The 17074-nt window shown below is 26.8% G+C and carries 13 protein-coding genes and 1 pseudogene; 4 read left to right on the forward strand and 10 right to left on the reverse strand.

All coding sequences use genetic code 11. From position 1 onward, the window contains the following. From KQI77_RS06885 to KQI77_RS06900, 4 genes and pseudogenes are all read left to right on the forward strand, one after another. Positions 1 to 273 (forward strand): annotated as a pseudogene (locus KQI77_RS06885) (transposase); the annotation flags it as partial. Between the two features lie 272 nt (positions 274 to 545). Next, entirely contained in the window at positions 546 to 1904 is a 1359-nt protein-coding gene (locus KQI77_RS06890) for a Mur ligase family protein (protein ID WP_216389635.1), read from the forward strand. 20 nt (positions 1905 to 1924) lie between these two features. Beyond that, positions 1925 to 2656, forward strand: coding sequence for a type 1 glutamine amidotransferase (locus tag KQI77_RS06895; protein ID WP_216389637.1), 732 nt, complete (start codon positions 1925 to 1927; stop codon positions 2654 to 2656). Positions 2657 to 3012: 356 nt separating this feature from the next. Next, positions 3013 to 4308, forward strand: a complete 1296-nt coding sequence (locus KQI77_RS06900) for a serine hydrolase (RefSeq protein WP_216389639.1) — start codon at positions 3013 to 3015, stop codon at positions 4306 to 4308. A gap of 152 nt (positions 4309 to 4460) precedes the next feature. Here KQI77_RS06900 and KQI77_RS06905 read toward each other — a convergent pair whose 3' ends face one another. The 10 genes from KQI77_RS06905 to KQI77_RS06950 all read right to left on the reverse strand — a co-directional run bounded on the left by KQI77_RS06905 (position 4461) and on the right by KQI77_RS06950 (position 17070). Next, positions 4461 to 5267 carry a zinc ribbon domain-containing protein gene (locus KQI77_RS06905; protein ID WP_216389640.1) on the reverse strand — a complete coding sequence of 269 codons (807 nt, stop codon included), beginning with the start codon at positions 5265 to 5267 and terminating at the stop codon, positions 4461 to 4463. An 11-nt stretch (positions 5268 to 5278) separates the two neighbouring features. Then, positions 5279 to 6733, reverse strand: coding sequence for a zinc-ribbon domain-containing protein (locus tag KQI77_RS06910; protein WP_216389645.1), 1455 nt, complete (start codon positions 6731 to 6733; stop codon positions 5279 to 5281). Between the two features lie 1126 nt (positions 6734 to 7859). Next, positions 7860 to 8441, reverse strand: a complete 582-nt coding sequence (locus KQI77_RS06915; RefSeq protein WP_216389646.1) for a flavin reductase family protein — start codon at positions 8439 to 8441, stop codon at positions 7860 to 7862. 64 nt (positions 8442 to 8505) lie between these two features. Beyond that, positions 8506 to 10806, reverse strand: coding sequence for a carbamoyltransferase HypF (gene hypF, locus KQI77_RS06920; protein ID WP_216389647.1), 2301 nt, complete (start codon positions 10804 to 10806; stop codon positions 8506 to 8508). Between the two features lie 168 nt (positions 10807 to 10974). Next, entirely contained in the window at positions 10975 to 13353 is a 2379-nt protein-coding gene (locus KQI77_RS06925) for an ABC transporter ATP-binding protein/permease (protein WP_216389649.1), read from the reverse strand. 58 nt (positions 13354 to 13411) lie between these two features. Beyond that, positions 13412 to 13975 (reverse strand): metalloprotease family protein, encoded by a 564-nt coding sequence (locus KQI77_RS06930; RefSeq protein WP_216389655.1) that lies wholly within the window; start codon positions 13973 to 13975, stop codon positions 13412 to 13414. Positions 13976 to 13985: 10 nt separating this feature from the next. Beyond that, the gene (gene ppaX, locus KQI77_RS06935; RefSeq protein WP_216389657.1) at positions 13986 to 14621 is read right to left on the reverse strand and encodes a pyrophosphatase PpaX; all 636 of its coding nucleotides are present in this window, start codon (positions 14619 to 14621) and stop codon (positions 13986 to 13988) included. A gap of 40 nt (positions 14622 to 14661) precedes the next feature. After that, a complete protein-coding gene (locus KQI77_RS06940) occupies positions 14662 to 15576 on the reverse strand; it encodes a TRM11 family methyltransferase (protein ID WP_216389658.1) in 915 nt (304 codons plus the stop codon). Positions 15577 to 15841: 265 nt separating this feature from the next. Then, a complete protein-coding gene (locus KQI77_RS06945; protein ID WP_216389660.1) occupies positions 15842 to 16027 on the reverse strand; it encodes an alpha/beta-type small acid-soluble spore protein in 186 nt (61 codons plus the stop codon). A gap of 104 nt (positions 16028 to 16131) precedes the next feature. Beyond that, positions 16132 to 17070 (reverse strand): AEC family transporter, encoded by a 939-nt coding sequence (locus tag KQI77_RS06950; protein ID WP_216389662.1) that lies wholly within the window; start codon positions 17068 to 17070, stop codon positions 16132 to 16134. Positions 17071 to 17074 lie beyond the last annotated feature (4 nt).

The raw sequence follows: 17074 nt of genomic DNA on the forward strand, positions 1-17074 counted from the left end.
GAAAATGAAGGTTTTAATAATCAGAAAAATATTAGATATGATATTACACATGCTTGTTCACTAGATAATAATGCTATGAAAAATCATTATTTATTAGTGCAAATAGCAGATATAATAAGGCAACTTCTAGAAAACGGTAGCGAAGCTATTAAGAAGTTAAGATTGGGGATAAAAGAAATATCTTCAAGATTGTTAGAATCTTTTCGCCGAGACCCCCTAACAACTGAAGATATAACCTACATAGATAAGCGTACAAAAATATGCTTACTCTGATATAAATTTTACCAAAGGAGATGATAAAATAAAAGACTTATTAAGAAAATAATTAATAAAAATTTTTAGAAAGCTTTAAGTAGCTTTAACTTATCGTTTTTTAAAAAACGAGCAAAGATAAATTTTCATAATTTTCAGACAATTTAAAGGCAAGATTATGAGATTTTTATTCAATATAAATAAATTTAATCTTTACCGCTGAAATCTATATTAAATAGTTTTTAACGCTATTCTTTTATGCTATACTTAAAATTAAAGTTAAAATGTAGGCGGTGATTAAAATTAACATAAAATCTATTATTAGTATTATTGCTAGTAAAATAACAATTTTTTTATCTAAACACATACTTAAAGGTGGAACTACTTTTCCAGGAACTATTGCATTAAAAATCGATAAAAATATCCTTAAGACAGTATCTAAAGGATATAAAACAATTTTAGTTACTGGTACTAATGGGAAAACTACTACTACTAGTATGATTACTAATATTCTTAAAGAACAAGGATATGATGTAATAACAAACAATACAGGTGCTAATTTATTCCGAGGTATTGTAACATGCTTTATTGACAATTACAGATTATTCAATAAAAGAACTAATTGTTATGCTGTTATAGAAGTTGATGAAGCTAATGTTAAGTTCGTAACTGAATATATATCTCCTGAAATCATTACAATAACTAATCTATTTAGGGATCAATTAGATAGATACGGCGAAGTTTATAGCACTTTAGAAAAGATTTTAGAAGGTGTTCACAAAACACCTCATACTAAACTTATATTGAATGGTGACGATTCATTATTTGGTAACTTAGATCTTAAAAATCCTGTTATATATTATGGTTTTAACAAAGGAATTACTTCTAATGCATCAATAGAAGTAAATGCAGATGCAAAGTTCTGTAAATTCTGTAAGTCTCCTTATGAATATAATTTCATAACATATAATCATTTAGGTGACTTTTATTGTCCTCATTGTGGATACAAAAGACCTAAACTAAGTTACCATGTTGATGATATAATAACTCTTGCAGCAGATTACTCTACTGTAAGAATTAATGAAACTGAAGTTACTATCAGTCAATCAGGTGCGTACAATATATATAATGGTTTATGTGCCTTTGCTATCACAAAAGAATTAGGTGTATCAAATAAAACTATACAAGATTCTTTGTCTAAACAAGACTCAAGCTTTGGTAGACAAGAAGAAATTGTAGTTAAGGATAAATCAGTTAAAATTATATTGGTTAAAAATCCTGCTGGATATAATCAAGCAATCGATACATTATGTTTAAATAAAGAACCTTTTTCAACTGTGTTCTTCTTAAATGATAATTATGCTGATGGTCAAGATGTATCTTGGATATGGGATGTTGAATTTGAAAAATTAAATACTTTACCTATAAAAGATATATTTATATCTGGAATAAGAATGTACGATATGGCAGTAAGGTTAAAAACTGCTGGATTAAATCAAGATAATTTCTATATAGAAGCTGATTATGCCAAATTAACTTCTTTAATAGAAAATGCATCTACTAATAGAGTATATGTTCTAGCAACATATACAGCTATGATTAATTACAGAAAATATCTTTACTCAAAGGGATATATAAAGAAACTATGGTAAATCTAAAGGAGGCTACAAAAATGGATTTAAATATATGTCATCTATACCCAGACTTGTTAAATGTATATGGTGATGTTGGTAATATACTTATACTAAAAAATAGAGCTGAAAGCAGAAATATAACTGTCAATGTATATAATGTTTCGTTAAACGAAAAATTTGATAAAGATTTATATGATATAGTTTTGTTTGGTGGTGGCCAAGATTATGAACAATCTATAGTTTCAGAAGATTTAAAAAGCAATAAAAAAGAAGCCTTAACTAGTTATATAGAAGAAGGAAAAGTTCTTATTGCTATCTGTGGTGGCTATCAATTATTAGGTAAATATTATCGTGCTCCTAACGGAGAAAAATTAGAAGGATTAGGAATTCTAGATATATACACAGAAGGTGGAGATAAAAGATTCATAGGTAATACTATAATATATAATAAAGAATTTGACGAAACATATGTAGGATTCGAAAATCATTCAGGTAGAACATATATAAACAATTTAAAGCCACTAGGAAAATGTATTGAAGGTTATGGAAATAATGGTGAAGATGGTTATGAAGGTTGTATATACAAAAATGCATATTGTACTTATTTTCATGGTTCTCTTCTATCTAAAAACCCAGAACTTGCAGATAGATTCTTAAAAATAGCATTACAAAATAAATATGGATCAATAGATTTACCTGATATATCAAATGATTTTGAATTAAAAGCTAAACAAACTATAATAGATAGATTTAATAATAAAAGTAAATAATTTTTATATTTAATTTAAATTGACACTTTAATGACACATTAAATTCTTATAATAATAACTGTAAAGTAAATATAGTTTATTATTTACCCCTTATTATTTAATCATTTTATCCCCCTAAAATGATTAATCCGCCACATATCTTATCCCCTATTAAGATATGTGGTTTTTCTTTACTCTTTAAGAAATTATATTTTGTTTGTAGTTGTAGCTAAGTATCTTAAATATATTTTTAAGATTTAATTTTATTCACTTTACATTTCATAATTTTTAATTGTAATTATATTGTTATTAAAAATTATAAATGATATACTATATACGAATTTTAAACAATAATTTTAGAGATGGGGAGATTTATAGTGACAAAAAAAATTACATTAAGAACAATTACTTTAGCTCTTTCTCTAATCTTATTAGCACCATTTACTAATAGTGTTTTAGCGGCCACTGAACCTGAGATAGTTTCTGAAGCAGCTATAGTTATGGACTATGAGACTGGAGAGATAGTATACGAGAAAAATGCTAACGAACAAATGTACTTAGCTAGTACTAGTAAAATAATGACTTCATTATTATTTGCTGAAAATGCTAACAAGAAGGATTCTATTCCTTATACAGAAGAAGCATTAGCACAACCACCTTATACAATGAATAGCGAGCAAATGGGACCTGCTGGAAAGAGTTTTTCTGTTGGAGACACTTTAAGCGGTGATACATGCATGAAAGAATTACTATTATTCTCTGGTAATGATACTGCATATATGATAGCTGATTATGTTGGTGGAACTAGTGAAAAATTCGTACAAATGATGAATGATAAAGCAGCAGAATTAGGATGTACTAATACTCACTTTGAAAATCCTAATGGACTTCCTATTAACGGATCAGATGTTAATTATTCCACTGCTTACGAATTAGCTCTTATAACTAAGGTTGCTTTTGAAAATGACTGGATTCGAGAAACTATGCAAACAGCAAAGACAAGAGTTACTTTACCACAAGATACTATAATAGATCTTGAAAACAGAAATACAGAACTAAATAAGAATGGAAATATAGGTGGTAAAACAGGAGTAACTGATGCTGCTGGAACTTGTTTTGCTGGTGTCTATGAACGAGATGGAAAAAAATATCTTGCAGTTACATTAAAATGTGATAGAAATGATAATTCTCAAAGATTCGTAGATTTGAATTCTATGTTAGATTATGCAGAAAAAGCTAAAAGAACTGTCTACAAAAAATCAGGCACTAAAGTAGGTACTGCTAAGCTTTCTTATAAATTATTTAAATTCTTTGGTCCTAAAAAAACTATTGAAGTTCCAATAACATTATCAGAAGATGCTATGTTATATGACACTGATACAAATAATTCAGAAGCTAAAATATCTTATGCTAATTCTAAGAAAAGTGCTTGGGATGTTGCATCAGACAATAAAGTAAAAGCAACATTATCTGTAAGAAATTATTCTTCTGAAATAAAAGCTACTGCAGATATTACTACTGGTAAAATAATAAAAGCTAATTTAGGTCTTTATATTACAATATTAGCAGTAATTATAATAATTATTATACTTGTTGCAATAATAATAAAATTAATTAAAAATGCAGGTAATAGCAGAAAGAAAAACATATACGGAAGAAGACGTAGAAGATAATAATTAAAACATAATTTTAACTATAAAAAATAAGTTAGCTAAATGTATAAACTCTAGCGAGTTTACAACATTTAACTAACTTATTTTTTTATTAGAAACTCTTAATGGAATTATGTAATTTATGAAAACACTTAATATTAATTTTATTCTTTTTAATAAAACATACTATTATATATATTTCTTGAATTAAATAAATCACTAATATTAGAAACAATCGAATTTATTTGTATATCTACAAATATCCAATATATTATTCCTATTATTATATACATTATAAGAATTGCATATAAATTTTTGCTACCACTCTCACAGTTATTTTCATTTAAAGCATGAAAAACAATTATAATATTACTAACTACTGCCACAAGAGAAAGTACAGTTGTACATTGCATATTTATAAATGCTAATAATGCTGCTATAAATATAATTACTTTAGAATAAGCATATCCAGTAACTATAGTTTTTAACGAATCACTTATAGAGAATTCATTATTTTTAAATATTTTATTTACCACTAAAAACAATAGACCTATAGATACTGCTACAATAATTATGTTTAATATAAGCGAAGTTATTATTATTGAAGTAGTAGTTATAGATAATGCTCTATGTATCATTGATTCAATATAATTTCCAGTAGTACCTCTAAACATAGCACTATTTATTAATATACTATTAATAACTGTAATTATAAAAGCAAGTACTGCTATTCCTATATATGAAACATTATTTTTGTTTTTTAATTCTTTCACAGTATTTAATGGTGACTTTATTATTGACAAAAATTCTCCAAAAATTTCAGTAATTATATCTTTAAAGCTTGCTGTAGAAGACTCTTTTTCATATTTAACAATGCTTGTTATACTATTATCTAAATCTCCATTATCTATAGCACACCCACATTTATCGCAAAATTTTGCTCCATCCTCTAGTTTATTTCCACAATTAGTACAAAACATATTTATCTCTCCTATCTAAAATTATCTTTATTATAGTACTCATCGAAGTAATCATTATTATTTGAAACTTCGTTCTCATAAACAGTAAATTTGTCTTCATTTATATCATAATCCATATTTAAGTATATCTTATCATTTGTAATTCCTTCATAACTTATGGTTCCAAACACATGAAATTCATATGGATAATTTTTATCTACAATAATTTCATCTAAAATAAATGTATTAGCAATTTGTTTATCAATTTCTATTGTTTTTAATTCATTATTAATATCACAATATATCTCTTCACCTATAATTGAACTTTTTATCTCATCAATAGTAGGTTCCTTTACAGATATAGAGTTAGTTTCAATCATCGCATTAATATATCCATAGGAAACATCCACTGTTATTTGCCCCGTAAATGACAATTTATTAGAAATTCCTTTTACATTTCCTATTAATTTATAACTATTGCTTCCCACTGAAGTATTTGAAGACTCAAGATTTGTAAACTCAAATTCTGTTATGTCATCCGCACTTATGTCTTGCATAATTAATGAAGAATCACTAAATATAATCACTTCATTTTTACCTATTAATTGCTTTAAACCATTTAAAGCTTCTTTTGACTTTACTTCTTTATTTTGCTCAATCTCTATAGAATCATCACTTACATCTGTGCATGTCCATTTTTCGCCATTAAATTTTATATCAGCAACTATTTTTCTATTAATTTTTATTGCACCATAATCACCTTGTACTGTTCCTGTTACATTATAAATAGTACCATTTGCATTTACACATTCTTTTTTTAACTTAACACCTTTAAGCATATCTTTAGTTATTGTTGAAGAATTTTCTCCATAACTAGCAATAAGTTTCTTCATAGTGTCACTATTTAATTCTTCTTTTATATTAAAAACTGCTTTATTAGTATTTGGTGTAATATAATCTTTAAACCATTTATTTTTCTTTATTGGCTCCCCTAAATATGTCTCTAGCTTTGAACTATTAGTAACCTTGTTATAATTTATTGTTATTGGAATTGTTAGTGTATATCCCTTTTCCTCTATTGTTACAGATGCATTAGCACTATAATAATATATACCATTTTCTTTCTCTGTATTCTTCTTTTCTATTTTAACATTCTTTATATTTTTTTTAGTTAATTTAACATCAATTGCATCGACGTAAATTACTTCTCCAATTAAATCCTCTTTAATTTGACTTATAGAAACATTTTTATTTTTATAATTATAACCAAATAAAAGACAACCACCCATTACTATAAATAAAGCTAAAATACCAATTATTATTTTTTTATTTGATGAAAGCTTAACTTTATTTTTTTTATTTTCTTGTATGGTTTCATCACTTATAGTTTTTTGTATTAATCTAGCATTTTTCACCAGTTTTCTACCACACTTAGCACAAAATTTTGAAGAATCTAGATTCTCACTACCACAATTCCTGCAAAACATCTCTTATCTTCCTTTCTTCTTTATAGTATTATTAAAATATTACTTTTTTAGTTTATATTATTTATCCTATCTTGTCTATCTTTTACAACAATAACAAAATAAATATTGGAATATATTTTTTTGATTACTTATCTTTTCAGTTAATTAATATCAAATTATTGCTTTATGTAAAATAATATTATTATAATGAAAAATCCAATGTTATTTGATAATGCTAATATTATGATTTTCTTTTTTTAGTATCAATATTATTGATTTGAATAAATATTGATAATTAAAATATAATAGCATTAGTTCAGTAACCTATTGTTCCATATTATTCATACTAATCTGTAATTCTTCATGGTTATATCATTCTATATCTACCTATAATTCTAACCTTAACAATAATGGTTACTTCCACTAAGCTTATTATATTTTAATTATTTAAGCGTTATGGTGATTTTTAGTGTATCTGTATTATTTCAAGTATCTTAAGTATTCAGTAATTCTTACTTTTAAAAAATTATCTAATATTTTTTGGATTACTTATTTTTTCAGTTAATTAATATCAAAATTATTATTGATTTAAGTAAATAGTATTATAGTGAAAAATCCAATGTTATTCTTTTTACGTTAATATTATGATTTTCTTAATTAGTATCAATATTATTGCTTTCATTATAATTAAAATATAATAGCATTAGTTTTAGTAACCGATTGTTCTATATTATTCATACTACCCTTTAATTCTTCATGGTTATATTATTCTATATCTACCTATTATTCTAACCCTAACAATAATGGTTACTTCCACTAAGCTTATTATATTTTAATTATTCAAGCGTTATGGTGATTTCTACTATATCTATATTGTCAGTAAATATCTTAAGTCTTATGTATTTCTAGAAAAAAAAATTAAGGTAGCGTTTAAAATGTTGTACTGTTTGAACGTTAGTGAGTTTACAACATTTAGCTACCTTAATTTTTTATATTCAGAAATACTTAATGAAATTATGCTATTTATGAAAACATATAATATTGATACTAATAATAAACATAATATTATGCAAACCAAATAACATTGGATTTTATACATATTATATTATTTGCTTAAACATATAATTTTGATATTAATTATTGAATATTATCTTCGCTTTTTTTTCTTTTTTGCAACTGAATATCCAAATGACCCTAATGGCTTAGCATTAAGTCCATAATATTCTCCATGATTATAGCATATAAGATTAGCTTTATTAAAGTTTATCTTTCCATCATCTTCTATTATATTTTCATCTACTTTAACATTTACAACTTCCAATAGAAATAAATCATGAGTACCTAATGAAGTTATAGATTTCACCTTACATTCAAGAGCTACTGGTGATTTATCTAAAGAAGGCGTAGCTATCTTAACTCCTTTATTAAGCTTTAAACCAAAGTGCTTAATCTTATCTTCTTTTCTTCCAGAACGAACCCCACAATAATCTACTATCTTAACCATATCACGACTAGGTAAATTAACTACACATTCCATAGATTCTGATATATATTCATGTGATAATCTCTCTGGTCTAACTCCCATTGCTAATATAGGTTCTTTAGTACATACTGTACTTATCCAACCTACTGTAAATATATTTACTTTTCCTTCTTTATTCTGTGAAGTTACTAATACAACAGGTGTAGGATTAAGCATAACACTTCCCTTAAAATCTATCTTACTCATATAAAAATTACTCCTTAAACATAAAATCACTTACAGAATTATAGCATATATAGAAAAACCTTGTCTAATTATTATTAGCAATAATTATTTGTCCTATAGATATTCCACCATCATTACATGGTATATTATGATGTGTAAGAACTTTAAAATTATTTCGTGACAACCCTATACAAGTATTTCTTAATAAAAAACTATTTTGGAATATACCTCCACTTAAAGCTACAGTATTTATTTTATATTTATCTCTAAGTAATATACACATCTTAATAATATAATTAGTTATAGTTGAATGGAATTTCTGTGATATTATAGGTATTGATACTTTCTTATCAATGTCCTGCAAAATACACCTAATTATATTTATAGGTGACATAGTATACATATCATCAACACATTCTATATCTATTGTATATCCTTCTATTAATTCATATGATTCTATTGCTGATTCTAATGCTATAGCTGCTTCTCCTTCAAACCTAGAATGATGACATAAGCCTATAATTGATGCTACAGCATCAAACATTCTCCCCATACTACTAGAAAGATATGAGAATGAAGAATGTTTCAACATCTTAAATATAACCTCATAATTTCCTTTATAATATTTATTAATAATATCTTTCTTAATTCTACTATCTTCTATTTCATGAAGATATGATAATGCCATCTTATCACCATCTCTTAATGAATCATCTCCCGCAACAACATTAACGTACTTTAAATGTCCAACACGATTATATGTACTATAATCAGTTATCATAAACTCACTTCCCCATATACAATTATCATCTCCGTAACCTGTACCATCAAAAGCAACACCTATAACTTTATCCGAGTAATTATTATCAATCATACAACTTACTATATGAGCATGATGATGTTGAACAGCTTTTACAGGAATATTATATTGATAAGCTATACTATTAGTAACAAATTTAGGATTTCTATCACATGCTATTAGCTTAGGTGATATGTGAAATAACTTCATATATCTTTCTACATTATCTTTAAGCCTTTTTATTACTTTAGGATTATCAAGATCTCCATTATGAGGTCCCATATATATATAATCCCCTTTTGATATAGAAAATGTATTTTTCATATCACTTCCTAATGCTAATACCTCTCTAGAATTTTTCATATATATAGGTATAGGTACATATCCTCTTCCCCGTCTAGTTACATATATATCTTCAAACTCACACTTCACTATAGAATCATCAAGTGGTAGCACTATCTCCCTGTCATTATTTAAAAAATAATCAACGAAAGAAGATAAATTTTTTATTGCACTTTCATTCTTAAATTCTAATGGTAATCCTGATAAATTTCCTGATGTCATAATTAATGAATCAAAAGGAGCATTTTCAAATATTAATACATCTAGAGGAGTAGATGGCAGCATAAAACCAAGTAACTTGTTATTTGGTGCAATATTTCCTGGGAAATTGTCATTATTTTTTTCTTTAAGCAAAACAATTGGACGTGCTTTGCTTAAAAGCAATTTTTCTTCTGCCTCTGAAACATAGCAATATTTTTTTATAGTTTCAATATTCTTAGCCATCAAAGCTAAAGGTTTTGCAGGTCTATTCTTCCTATCTCGTAGTAATTTTACAACCTTTTCTTGAGTAGGTATACAAGCTAAATGATATCCTGCAACTCCTTTTATTGCCCATATCTTACCTAAATTTAAGGATGTTTGTAAAAAATCAATTAATGCTTTATTGTAACTAAAAGAATTAAACTCTAACCCTCTAGTTATATCTTCTGTAATATCAACACCATATCCATCAGATATGGATATACTAGGTCCACACTTCGGGCAACAATTAGGCTGTGCATGAAATCTTCTATTATCTATATTAGTGTATTCATCTGTACATGAATCACATTGAAGAAACGGATTCATAGTAGTAAACTTTCTATCGTAAGGCACCTCTTCTATTATAGAAAACCTAGGTCCACAGTTTGTACAATTAGTAAATGGATAATAATATCTATGATTTTTCTTATCTAAAACCTCTTTAATACAATCCTCACATATACATACATCAGGAGATATAAAAACATTAGTATCATTACTCTTTTCGCTTTCATGAATTGTAAATGAATCAAAGTTTTCACTTTCTACATCTTCAACTTCAAAATAATTAATTATAGCTAATGGGGGAGGATCATTTTTAACTTTATCTATAAATTTCTCTATATTTACACTAGCACCTTCAATATGAATAGTTACACCTGAAGTATCATTAAGTACCCATCCTTTTATATCAAATTCTTTTGCTATTTTACATACAAATGGTCTAAAACCAACTCCTTGAACTATTCCATTTATTTTTATCTTTTTCGATGTAGTTTTCATCTTCATCACCCTCTTTTAAATTTTCTTTTTTTACTCTCTAGGTAGTTACTCTAACATTACTTATATTCTATTAAAATATTTATCCATAACTACAAACAAAATATAATTTCCTAAATAGTAAAAAAAGCCGAATATTATCTCTAATACTCGACTTCTTTGTCTTATTTATTATTCTGAACGTAACGCTTCTACTGCATTTTTCTTTGCTGCCATTTTGGCTGGAATATAACCACCTAACATTGTTAACACTGTACTTACTACAACTAATAATATAGCATGCAATAATTGAAGATTAGCAACTCCTTCAAGTCCTGTTTTATCGCATATTACATTATTAATAGGGAATGTACAAGCCCATGCTATAACTATTCCTAAAACTCCTGAAAATACTCCTAATATACATGTTTCTGCATCAAACACTCTTGTAATGTCCTTCTTTCTTGCTCCTAGTGCTCTTAAAATACCTATTTCTTTAGTTCTCTCTAGAACTGATGTATAAGTAATTATAGATATCATTATTAAACTAACTATTAATGATATTCCTGCAAATGCAATTAATACAAGGGTTATAGCATCCATAATACCACTTGACATCTCTGATATTGTTGCAGCTAAATCAGTATACATAACAACATCTTTTTCATCTTTTCCTTGGTTATACTTATCTAGATAATCTGTAACCTTATCTTTTTTTTCAAAATCCTTTGGATATAACATTATCATAAATGGAGTTTCATTTCCACCTAAATATGATACAATTTGCTTCTTTGTTGCTGCATCCATCTCTTCCATAGACATTATATTATAACTAACTTCTTTTTGTGCTTTTACTATATCTGAGTTCATTGAATTATCAACTATATCTTGAACCAAATCATCACTATATACTATACCTTTTGCTAACAAACCAATCTTTACATCTTTCTTTAATCTTGCAATTCCTACTACCTTTAATGTCTTTGAATCACTCGAATTATACATTTTCTCATAATCTGTTCCAGGCATATATGTATTCATTTGAGTTTTAACATAATAATCATTATTAGTAATTAGCTTTAATTCAGTTCCCACTATATCTTCAAATTTGATACTATCTACATTATCAGTATTGAATCCAAGATTTTTTAGTATAGTATAATCTACTTTGTTCTCATTATCAACTATAAGAACTAAATCTGTCTTATTAGTTGGATATTCACCTGCTACAAGTTCATAGTTATCTTTAAGATATGAGTTACCATTCTCATTATCATCTAATTCCTTAGGATATGAGTATAAGCCCACATCTTGCATACTAGTCATACTAGATGCATTAGTTGCATCAGACGTAGTAGCTCCTGTAGATATTCCTGTTCCAACTGTAACTAGTTTATATTCATCATTAACTTTTCTTACAAGATTCATATTTACAGTTCTTGCATATCCAATACTTCTACATATATCTTTATCTATATTATTTACATAATTCATATAATCTTTTGTAAAATTATTTTCATGTATCATTTCATTTTTAGTGGAATCATACAGATATACTTCATCTGAATCTACATATTTAACATTTCCAGTCATAGTATCCATCATCTTATTTTGTTGCTCAGCCATTGTCTCTGAATCTATATTCATAGTTGATTGACTTATCATAATAGGCATTTCACTTAATGTATCACTCTGATATTTATCTATCTGTGTTTGAAATCCTGTGGATAAGCTTAAAATAAGAGCAATTCCTATAATTCCTATACTAGAAGCCAAAGCTGTAAGTATAGTTCTTCCTTTTTTAGTCCTTATATTATTAAAAGAAAGAGATAAAGCTGTAAAGAAACTCATGCTTGTTTTCTTCAGTTTAAACTGATCTTCTTTAGGTCTTTCTTGATGAGGATGTGTATCTCCTATTATTTTTCCATCTTTAAATTCTATTATTCTATCCGCATAATCCTTTGCTAATTCTGGGTTATGAGTTACCATTATTACTAACTTATCTTTTGCAATTTTCTTTATAAGATTCATAATCTGTATACTAGTTGCAGTATCTAAGGCTCCTGTTGGTTCATCACATAAAAGTATCTCTGGATTATTAGCAAGTGCACGAGCTATAGCAACTCTTTGCATCTGTCCACCTGATAATTGATTAGGTTTTTTATGAATATGATCTTTTAATCCAACCTCTTCTAAAGCTTCAAGTGCACGTTTATGTTTCTCTTGTTTAGATACACCGCTTAATGTCATTCCAAGTTCAACATTTGCAACTATACTTAAATGAGTAATTAGATTATAACTCTGAAATACAAATCCTATAGAATTATTTCTATAAGCATCCCAATCTTTTTCTGTAAAATCTTTTGTTTTTTTGCCTTTTATTATAAGATCACCTGAATCATATCTATCTAATCCTCCTATAATATTAAGACAAGTTGTTTTTCCTGATCCACTAGTTCCAAGTATTGCAACAAATTCTTTTTCTCTAAATGCCACACTTATATCATCTAATGCTTTTGTTTCTACATCACCTATTTTATAGGTTTTCTTTATGTTTTTTAATTCTAACATCTCAATCTCCCTTCATACCTTATTATAATAATTTATATTTTATATTTTATATACTTTCCTATATGTTAAAAAATATTTTTCCACCATATCTATCTTCATCATCATCTAATATATATGAATTTTTATCTTCTTTTCTAAATATAAAAAACAATTTTATATCTACTCCACACATACCAAATAATACTGCACTTGCTATAACTAAATGAAAGTTTCCTGTTACTATTGCTATTATATAAGGGATAATTGCTGTAACTATTACTGGCAATACTTTTTGTATTAAATAATCAGACATAAGTACTGCTTCTTTACACTTAATACAAGGCTTAGCACATTCAGCATCATAAGCTACTAATATCTTATTAAATTTGAAGTTGCAATTCTTCAATGAAAATACTAAATGAATTCCTTCATGAATTATCATACCTACTACACATATTGCAACTATTATAAAATAGTCAGTCCATGGCTTAACACTCCAATCATACCATCCATATATCAAATAATAAGATGCTATCATTAATATAAATACTGGTAATACAATAATGAAGCCTTGTTTACATAACTTACTTGTTTTAATTATATTCTCTTTTGTAGAAAACTCTTTTAGATCTTCCTTTTTCATTCTCTTCCCCCTAAATTATATCTATTATCTCCATCGGAGAATTTATCATATGATCTGGATCAACTGCTAACAACTCATTTATATCTATAGAAGTATAATATACTCCACAAGTAATACACCCAGCTCTCTTACCACACAATAAATCATAACTACTATCACCAACCATCATTGCTTCTTTAGGTTCAACCTGTAATAATTCACATGCCTTTAATGATGGTTCTGCATCTGGTTTATGTTTATTAGTATCTTCTGGAGATATAATCACATCAAAATATTTTAATAGATTATTAAGTTTAAGCCCTCTCTCTGCAGTAGGCCTTAACTTTGATGTAACTATAGCAGTTTTTATATCTCTTTTCTTTAGTTCTATAAGCATATCTTCTACTCCATCAAATGCTTTACACATACTGTCATGATGCTCTAAATTATATTGTCTATAAAGTTTTATTAAATCTTCTATTGAATGTTGGTCATTTGAATATTCCTTAAAAGTACTTGTTAGTGGTTTTCCAAATGTTTTGTTTATCTCTTCACTAGAAGCATTTACCTTAAGTACATCATTTAATATATATTCAAAAGAATTATATATTAATTGGTTAGTGTTAAGTAAAGTTCCATCTAGATCAAACAATACAGCTTTTATCATTATTATGTCTCCTTTTATTATATAATTGCTTTTATTATTCTCATATACATTTATGAACTATTCTTTTAAATTTTCCTTTTGATATTATTGCTGTCTCAATTATATTAAAACCAGCCTCTTCTATTATTTTTTTCATATCTTCAAAAACTACTAATATTAATTTATCTGTTATTCTTCTAGCAGATCTTATTATGTTAACTTGTTCTTCTAATGATATTGGTGTAAAAAATCCATAAGGAAGATCTATTATTGCCACATCACTTTTAACTTGTAATTCATTTATATCTCCATTATTTATATAATTCATATCATATCCAAAGAACTCTAAGTTTCTTCTTGCTCTTGCTGCTATCTGTTTCTTTATTTCATATCCTCTAACATCTATCCCCATAGATAAAGCTTCTATAACTACCGTTCCTATACCACAACAAGGATCTATTAATGACTTATTCAAATCATTTCCTATAGCAATATTCACTAGAGCCCTTGCTGTTCTTATTCCTAATGCATTAGAATAATTATTAGGTTTACTCTCATGTATATGCCACACTAAATCATTTTTTTGATATTTTCCAAATATCCACTTACCTCTATGATATGTAATTGCAAATATAAAATTGGGATTATGTATATCTGGTTCACCTTGTATTCTATAAGCTATATCTTTTATAGCTTTAAGCTTTAGATTGTATTCTATATGCTCATCTGAAATATTTTGAAATAAAACTTTAAATCTATTATATATGGTACTAGATATTTTTATATCTTCTATATTATCCTTACAATCTAATATTTCTATTCTTTCTTTTATAAAAGGACTTCTGCTTGGATCTACATTAATATCTGAATACATATATAGCTTATCTGTATCTACTCCAAATAAACTTCTAAGTTCCATCTTACATAATTCTTTCTCATATTCAGGATACTTAATTATATATAAATATTTAGTCATCTCTCGCTCCTAATAAGTTAATAATCATAATTATAACACTTTAACATTCTAACTTGGATAATTATTTCTTAAAAAAATATTAAAATAACAAAATTAAAAATATACTACTAACAAAGCTTTTATTTTATAAAAAATTTAAGGAGGTTGTTTTATATAAGAACAACCTCCTCGTAGTTGAATATTACTTGCTATCAGGGAAATGGTCTATCTATTTCTCTAGATAGTATATTCTAATACCTCTAAATAATAAAGATATGTTTGAATATTACTGTAGCTTATTTTCATATTCCTCTACCATTCTTTTTACCATTTCCCCTCCTACGGATCCACATTGTCTTGAAGTTAAATCGCCATTATAATCAGTAAAAGGTACACCCATCTCTTGAGCGACTTCGTTCTTAAATCTAGATAATCCCTTTTTAGATTCTGGTACTAAAGCTTTGTTTGACATAATGTATCCCTCCTCGAAGATTTGGTATGTTAAGATGATTTATTAACTCTTAATCACCTTACACTATTATGTTATCCATTTTAAATTTTTATATACGCACTTTTTTATAAAATAGCATTAGAAATTACTGCTAATATAGGTAATGATATTATAGATAATAACGTTGTGGCAGATAGAAGTTCTGCACCATAAGCTTCATCTAGATCCATCTTAGCAGATAATAGAATTACTGATGCCGCTGATGGACATGCACTACATATAACCGAAACTACCGCAACCATCTTAGCTTGTCCAAACAATGTAGAAATTCCAAATACCTTTATCAAAGCCAAGAAAACAATAGGATAAATTATTAATCTTAATAATGAAACATAATACATTCTGTAATTCTTCAAGATACTCTTTACATCAATCTCTGCCAAAAATACCCCTGTTATTATCATTCCTAAAGGAGTATTTAAATTGTTTAAGTGACCAATAGTTTCACCTACTACTAATGGTATAGGTATCCTTAAAAAATATATAAGTAATCCTATATATGTTCCTATTGTTCCTGGATTTATAAATATCTTCTTAAAACTCAAAGCTTTAGGTGAAGATAACATAGCAATTCCATTTGACCACAGAAACAAATTAAAAACTGTAACAAATGCTGTTCCAAAAAATACAGAATGTTGTCCTAATACTGCTGTAAGAAGTGGAAAAGCCATAAAACCACAATTGGAATATACAGTTGCCAATCGTTCTATTCTATATTTATTTCCATCACTTTTTCTAATAAAAATATTTATTGTTGTAGTTGCAATTATAAAAAATACTATAGCTAATATAAAAGCTAATAATAACCCTCGTGTATCTCTAGCATTGTATTCTCTATTAAATGCATTTATTATTAAACATGGTGTAACTATATTTAATACAAAATTACTTAGCATTCTTGTTGATTCTTTATTTAATAAATTCTTCTTCCTACTTATCACTCCAATAGCAATTAAAATAAACATAACTATTACTTGTTTTACTACTACAATGGCATATTGCATTTCT

It is taken from the genome of Clostridium sp. MSJ-8 (assembly GCF_018918325.1).
Classification (GTDB): domain Bacteria; phylum Bacillota; class Clostridia; order Clostridiales; family Clostridiaceae; genus Clostridium.

Bases quoted from the DNA above. Each gene is read 5' to 3' on its own strand.
- KQI77_RS06950 (WP_216389662.1), bottom strand. From the start codon at position 17,070: ATGCAATATGCCATTGTAGTAGTAAAACAAGTAATAGTTATGTTTATT.
- KQI77_RS06925 (WP_216389649.1), bottom strand. From the start codon at position 13,353: ATGTTAGAATTAAAAAACATAAAGAAAACCTATAAAATAGGTGATGTA.
- KQI77_RS06940 (WP_216389658.1), bottom strand. From the start codon at position 15,576: ATGACTAAATATTTATATATAATTAAGTATCCTGAATATGAGAAAGAA.
- KQI77_RS06945 (WP_216389660.1), bottom strand. From the start codon at position 16,027: ATGTCAAACAAAGCTTTAGTACCAGAATCTAAAAAGGGATTATCTAGA.
- ppaX (WP_216389657.1), bottom strand. From the start codon at position 14,621: ATGATAAAAGCTGTATTGTTTGATCTAGATGGAACTTTACTTAACACT.
- KQI77_RS06910 (WP_216389645.1), bottom strand. From the start codon at position 6,733: ATGTTTTGCAGGAATTGTGGTAGTGAGAATCTAGATTCTTCAAAATTT.
- hypF (WP_216389647.1), bottom strand. From the start codon at position 10,806: ATGAAAACTACATCGAAAAAGATAAAAATAAATGGAATAGTTCAAGGA.
- KQI77_RS06905 (WP_216389640.1), bottom strand. From the start codon at position 5,267: ATGTTTTGTACTAATTGTGGAAATAAACTAGAGGATGGAGCAAAATTT.
- KQI77_RS06915 (WP_216389646.1), bottom strand. From the start codon at position 8,441: ATGAGTAAGATAGATTTTAAGGGAAGTGTTATGCTTAATCCTACACCT.
- KQI77_RS06930 (WP_216389655.1), bottom strand. From the start codon at position 13,975: ATGAAAAAGGAAGATCTAAAAGAGTTTTCTACAAAAGAGAATATAATT.
- KQI77_RS06895 (WP_216389637.1), top strand. From the start codon at position 1,925: ATGGATTTAAATATATGTCATCTATACCCAGACTTGTTAAATGTATAT.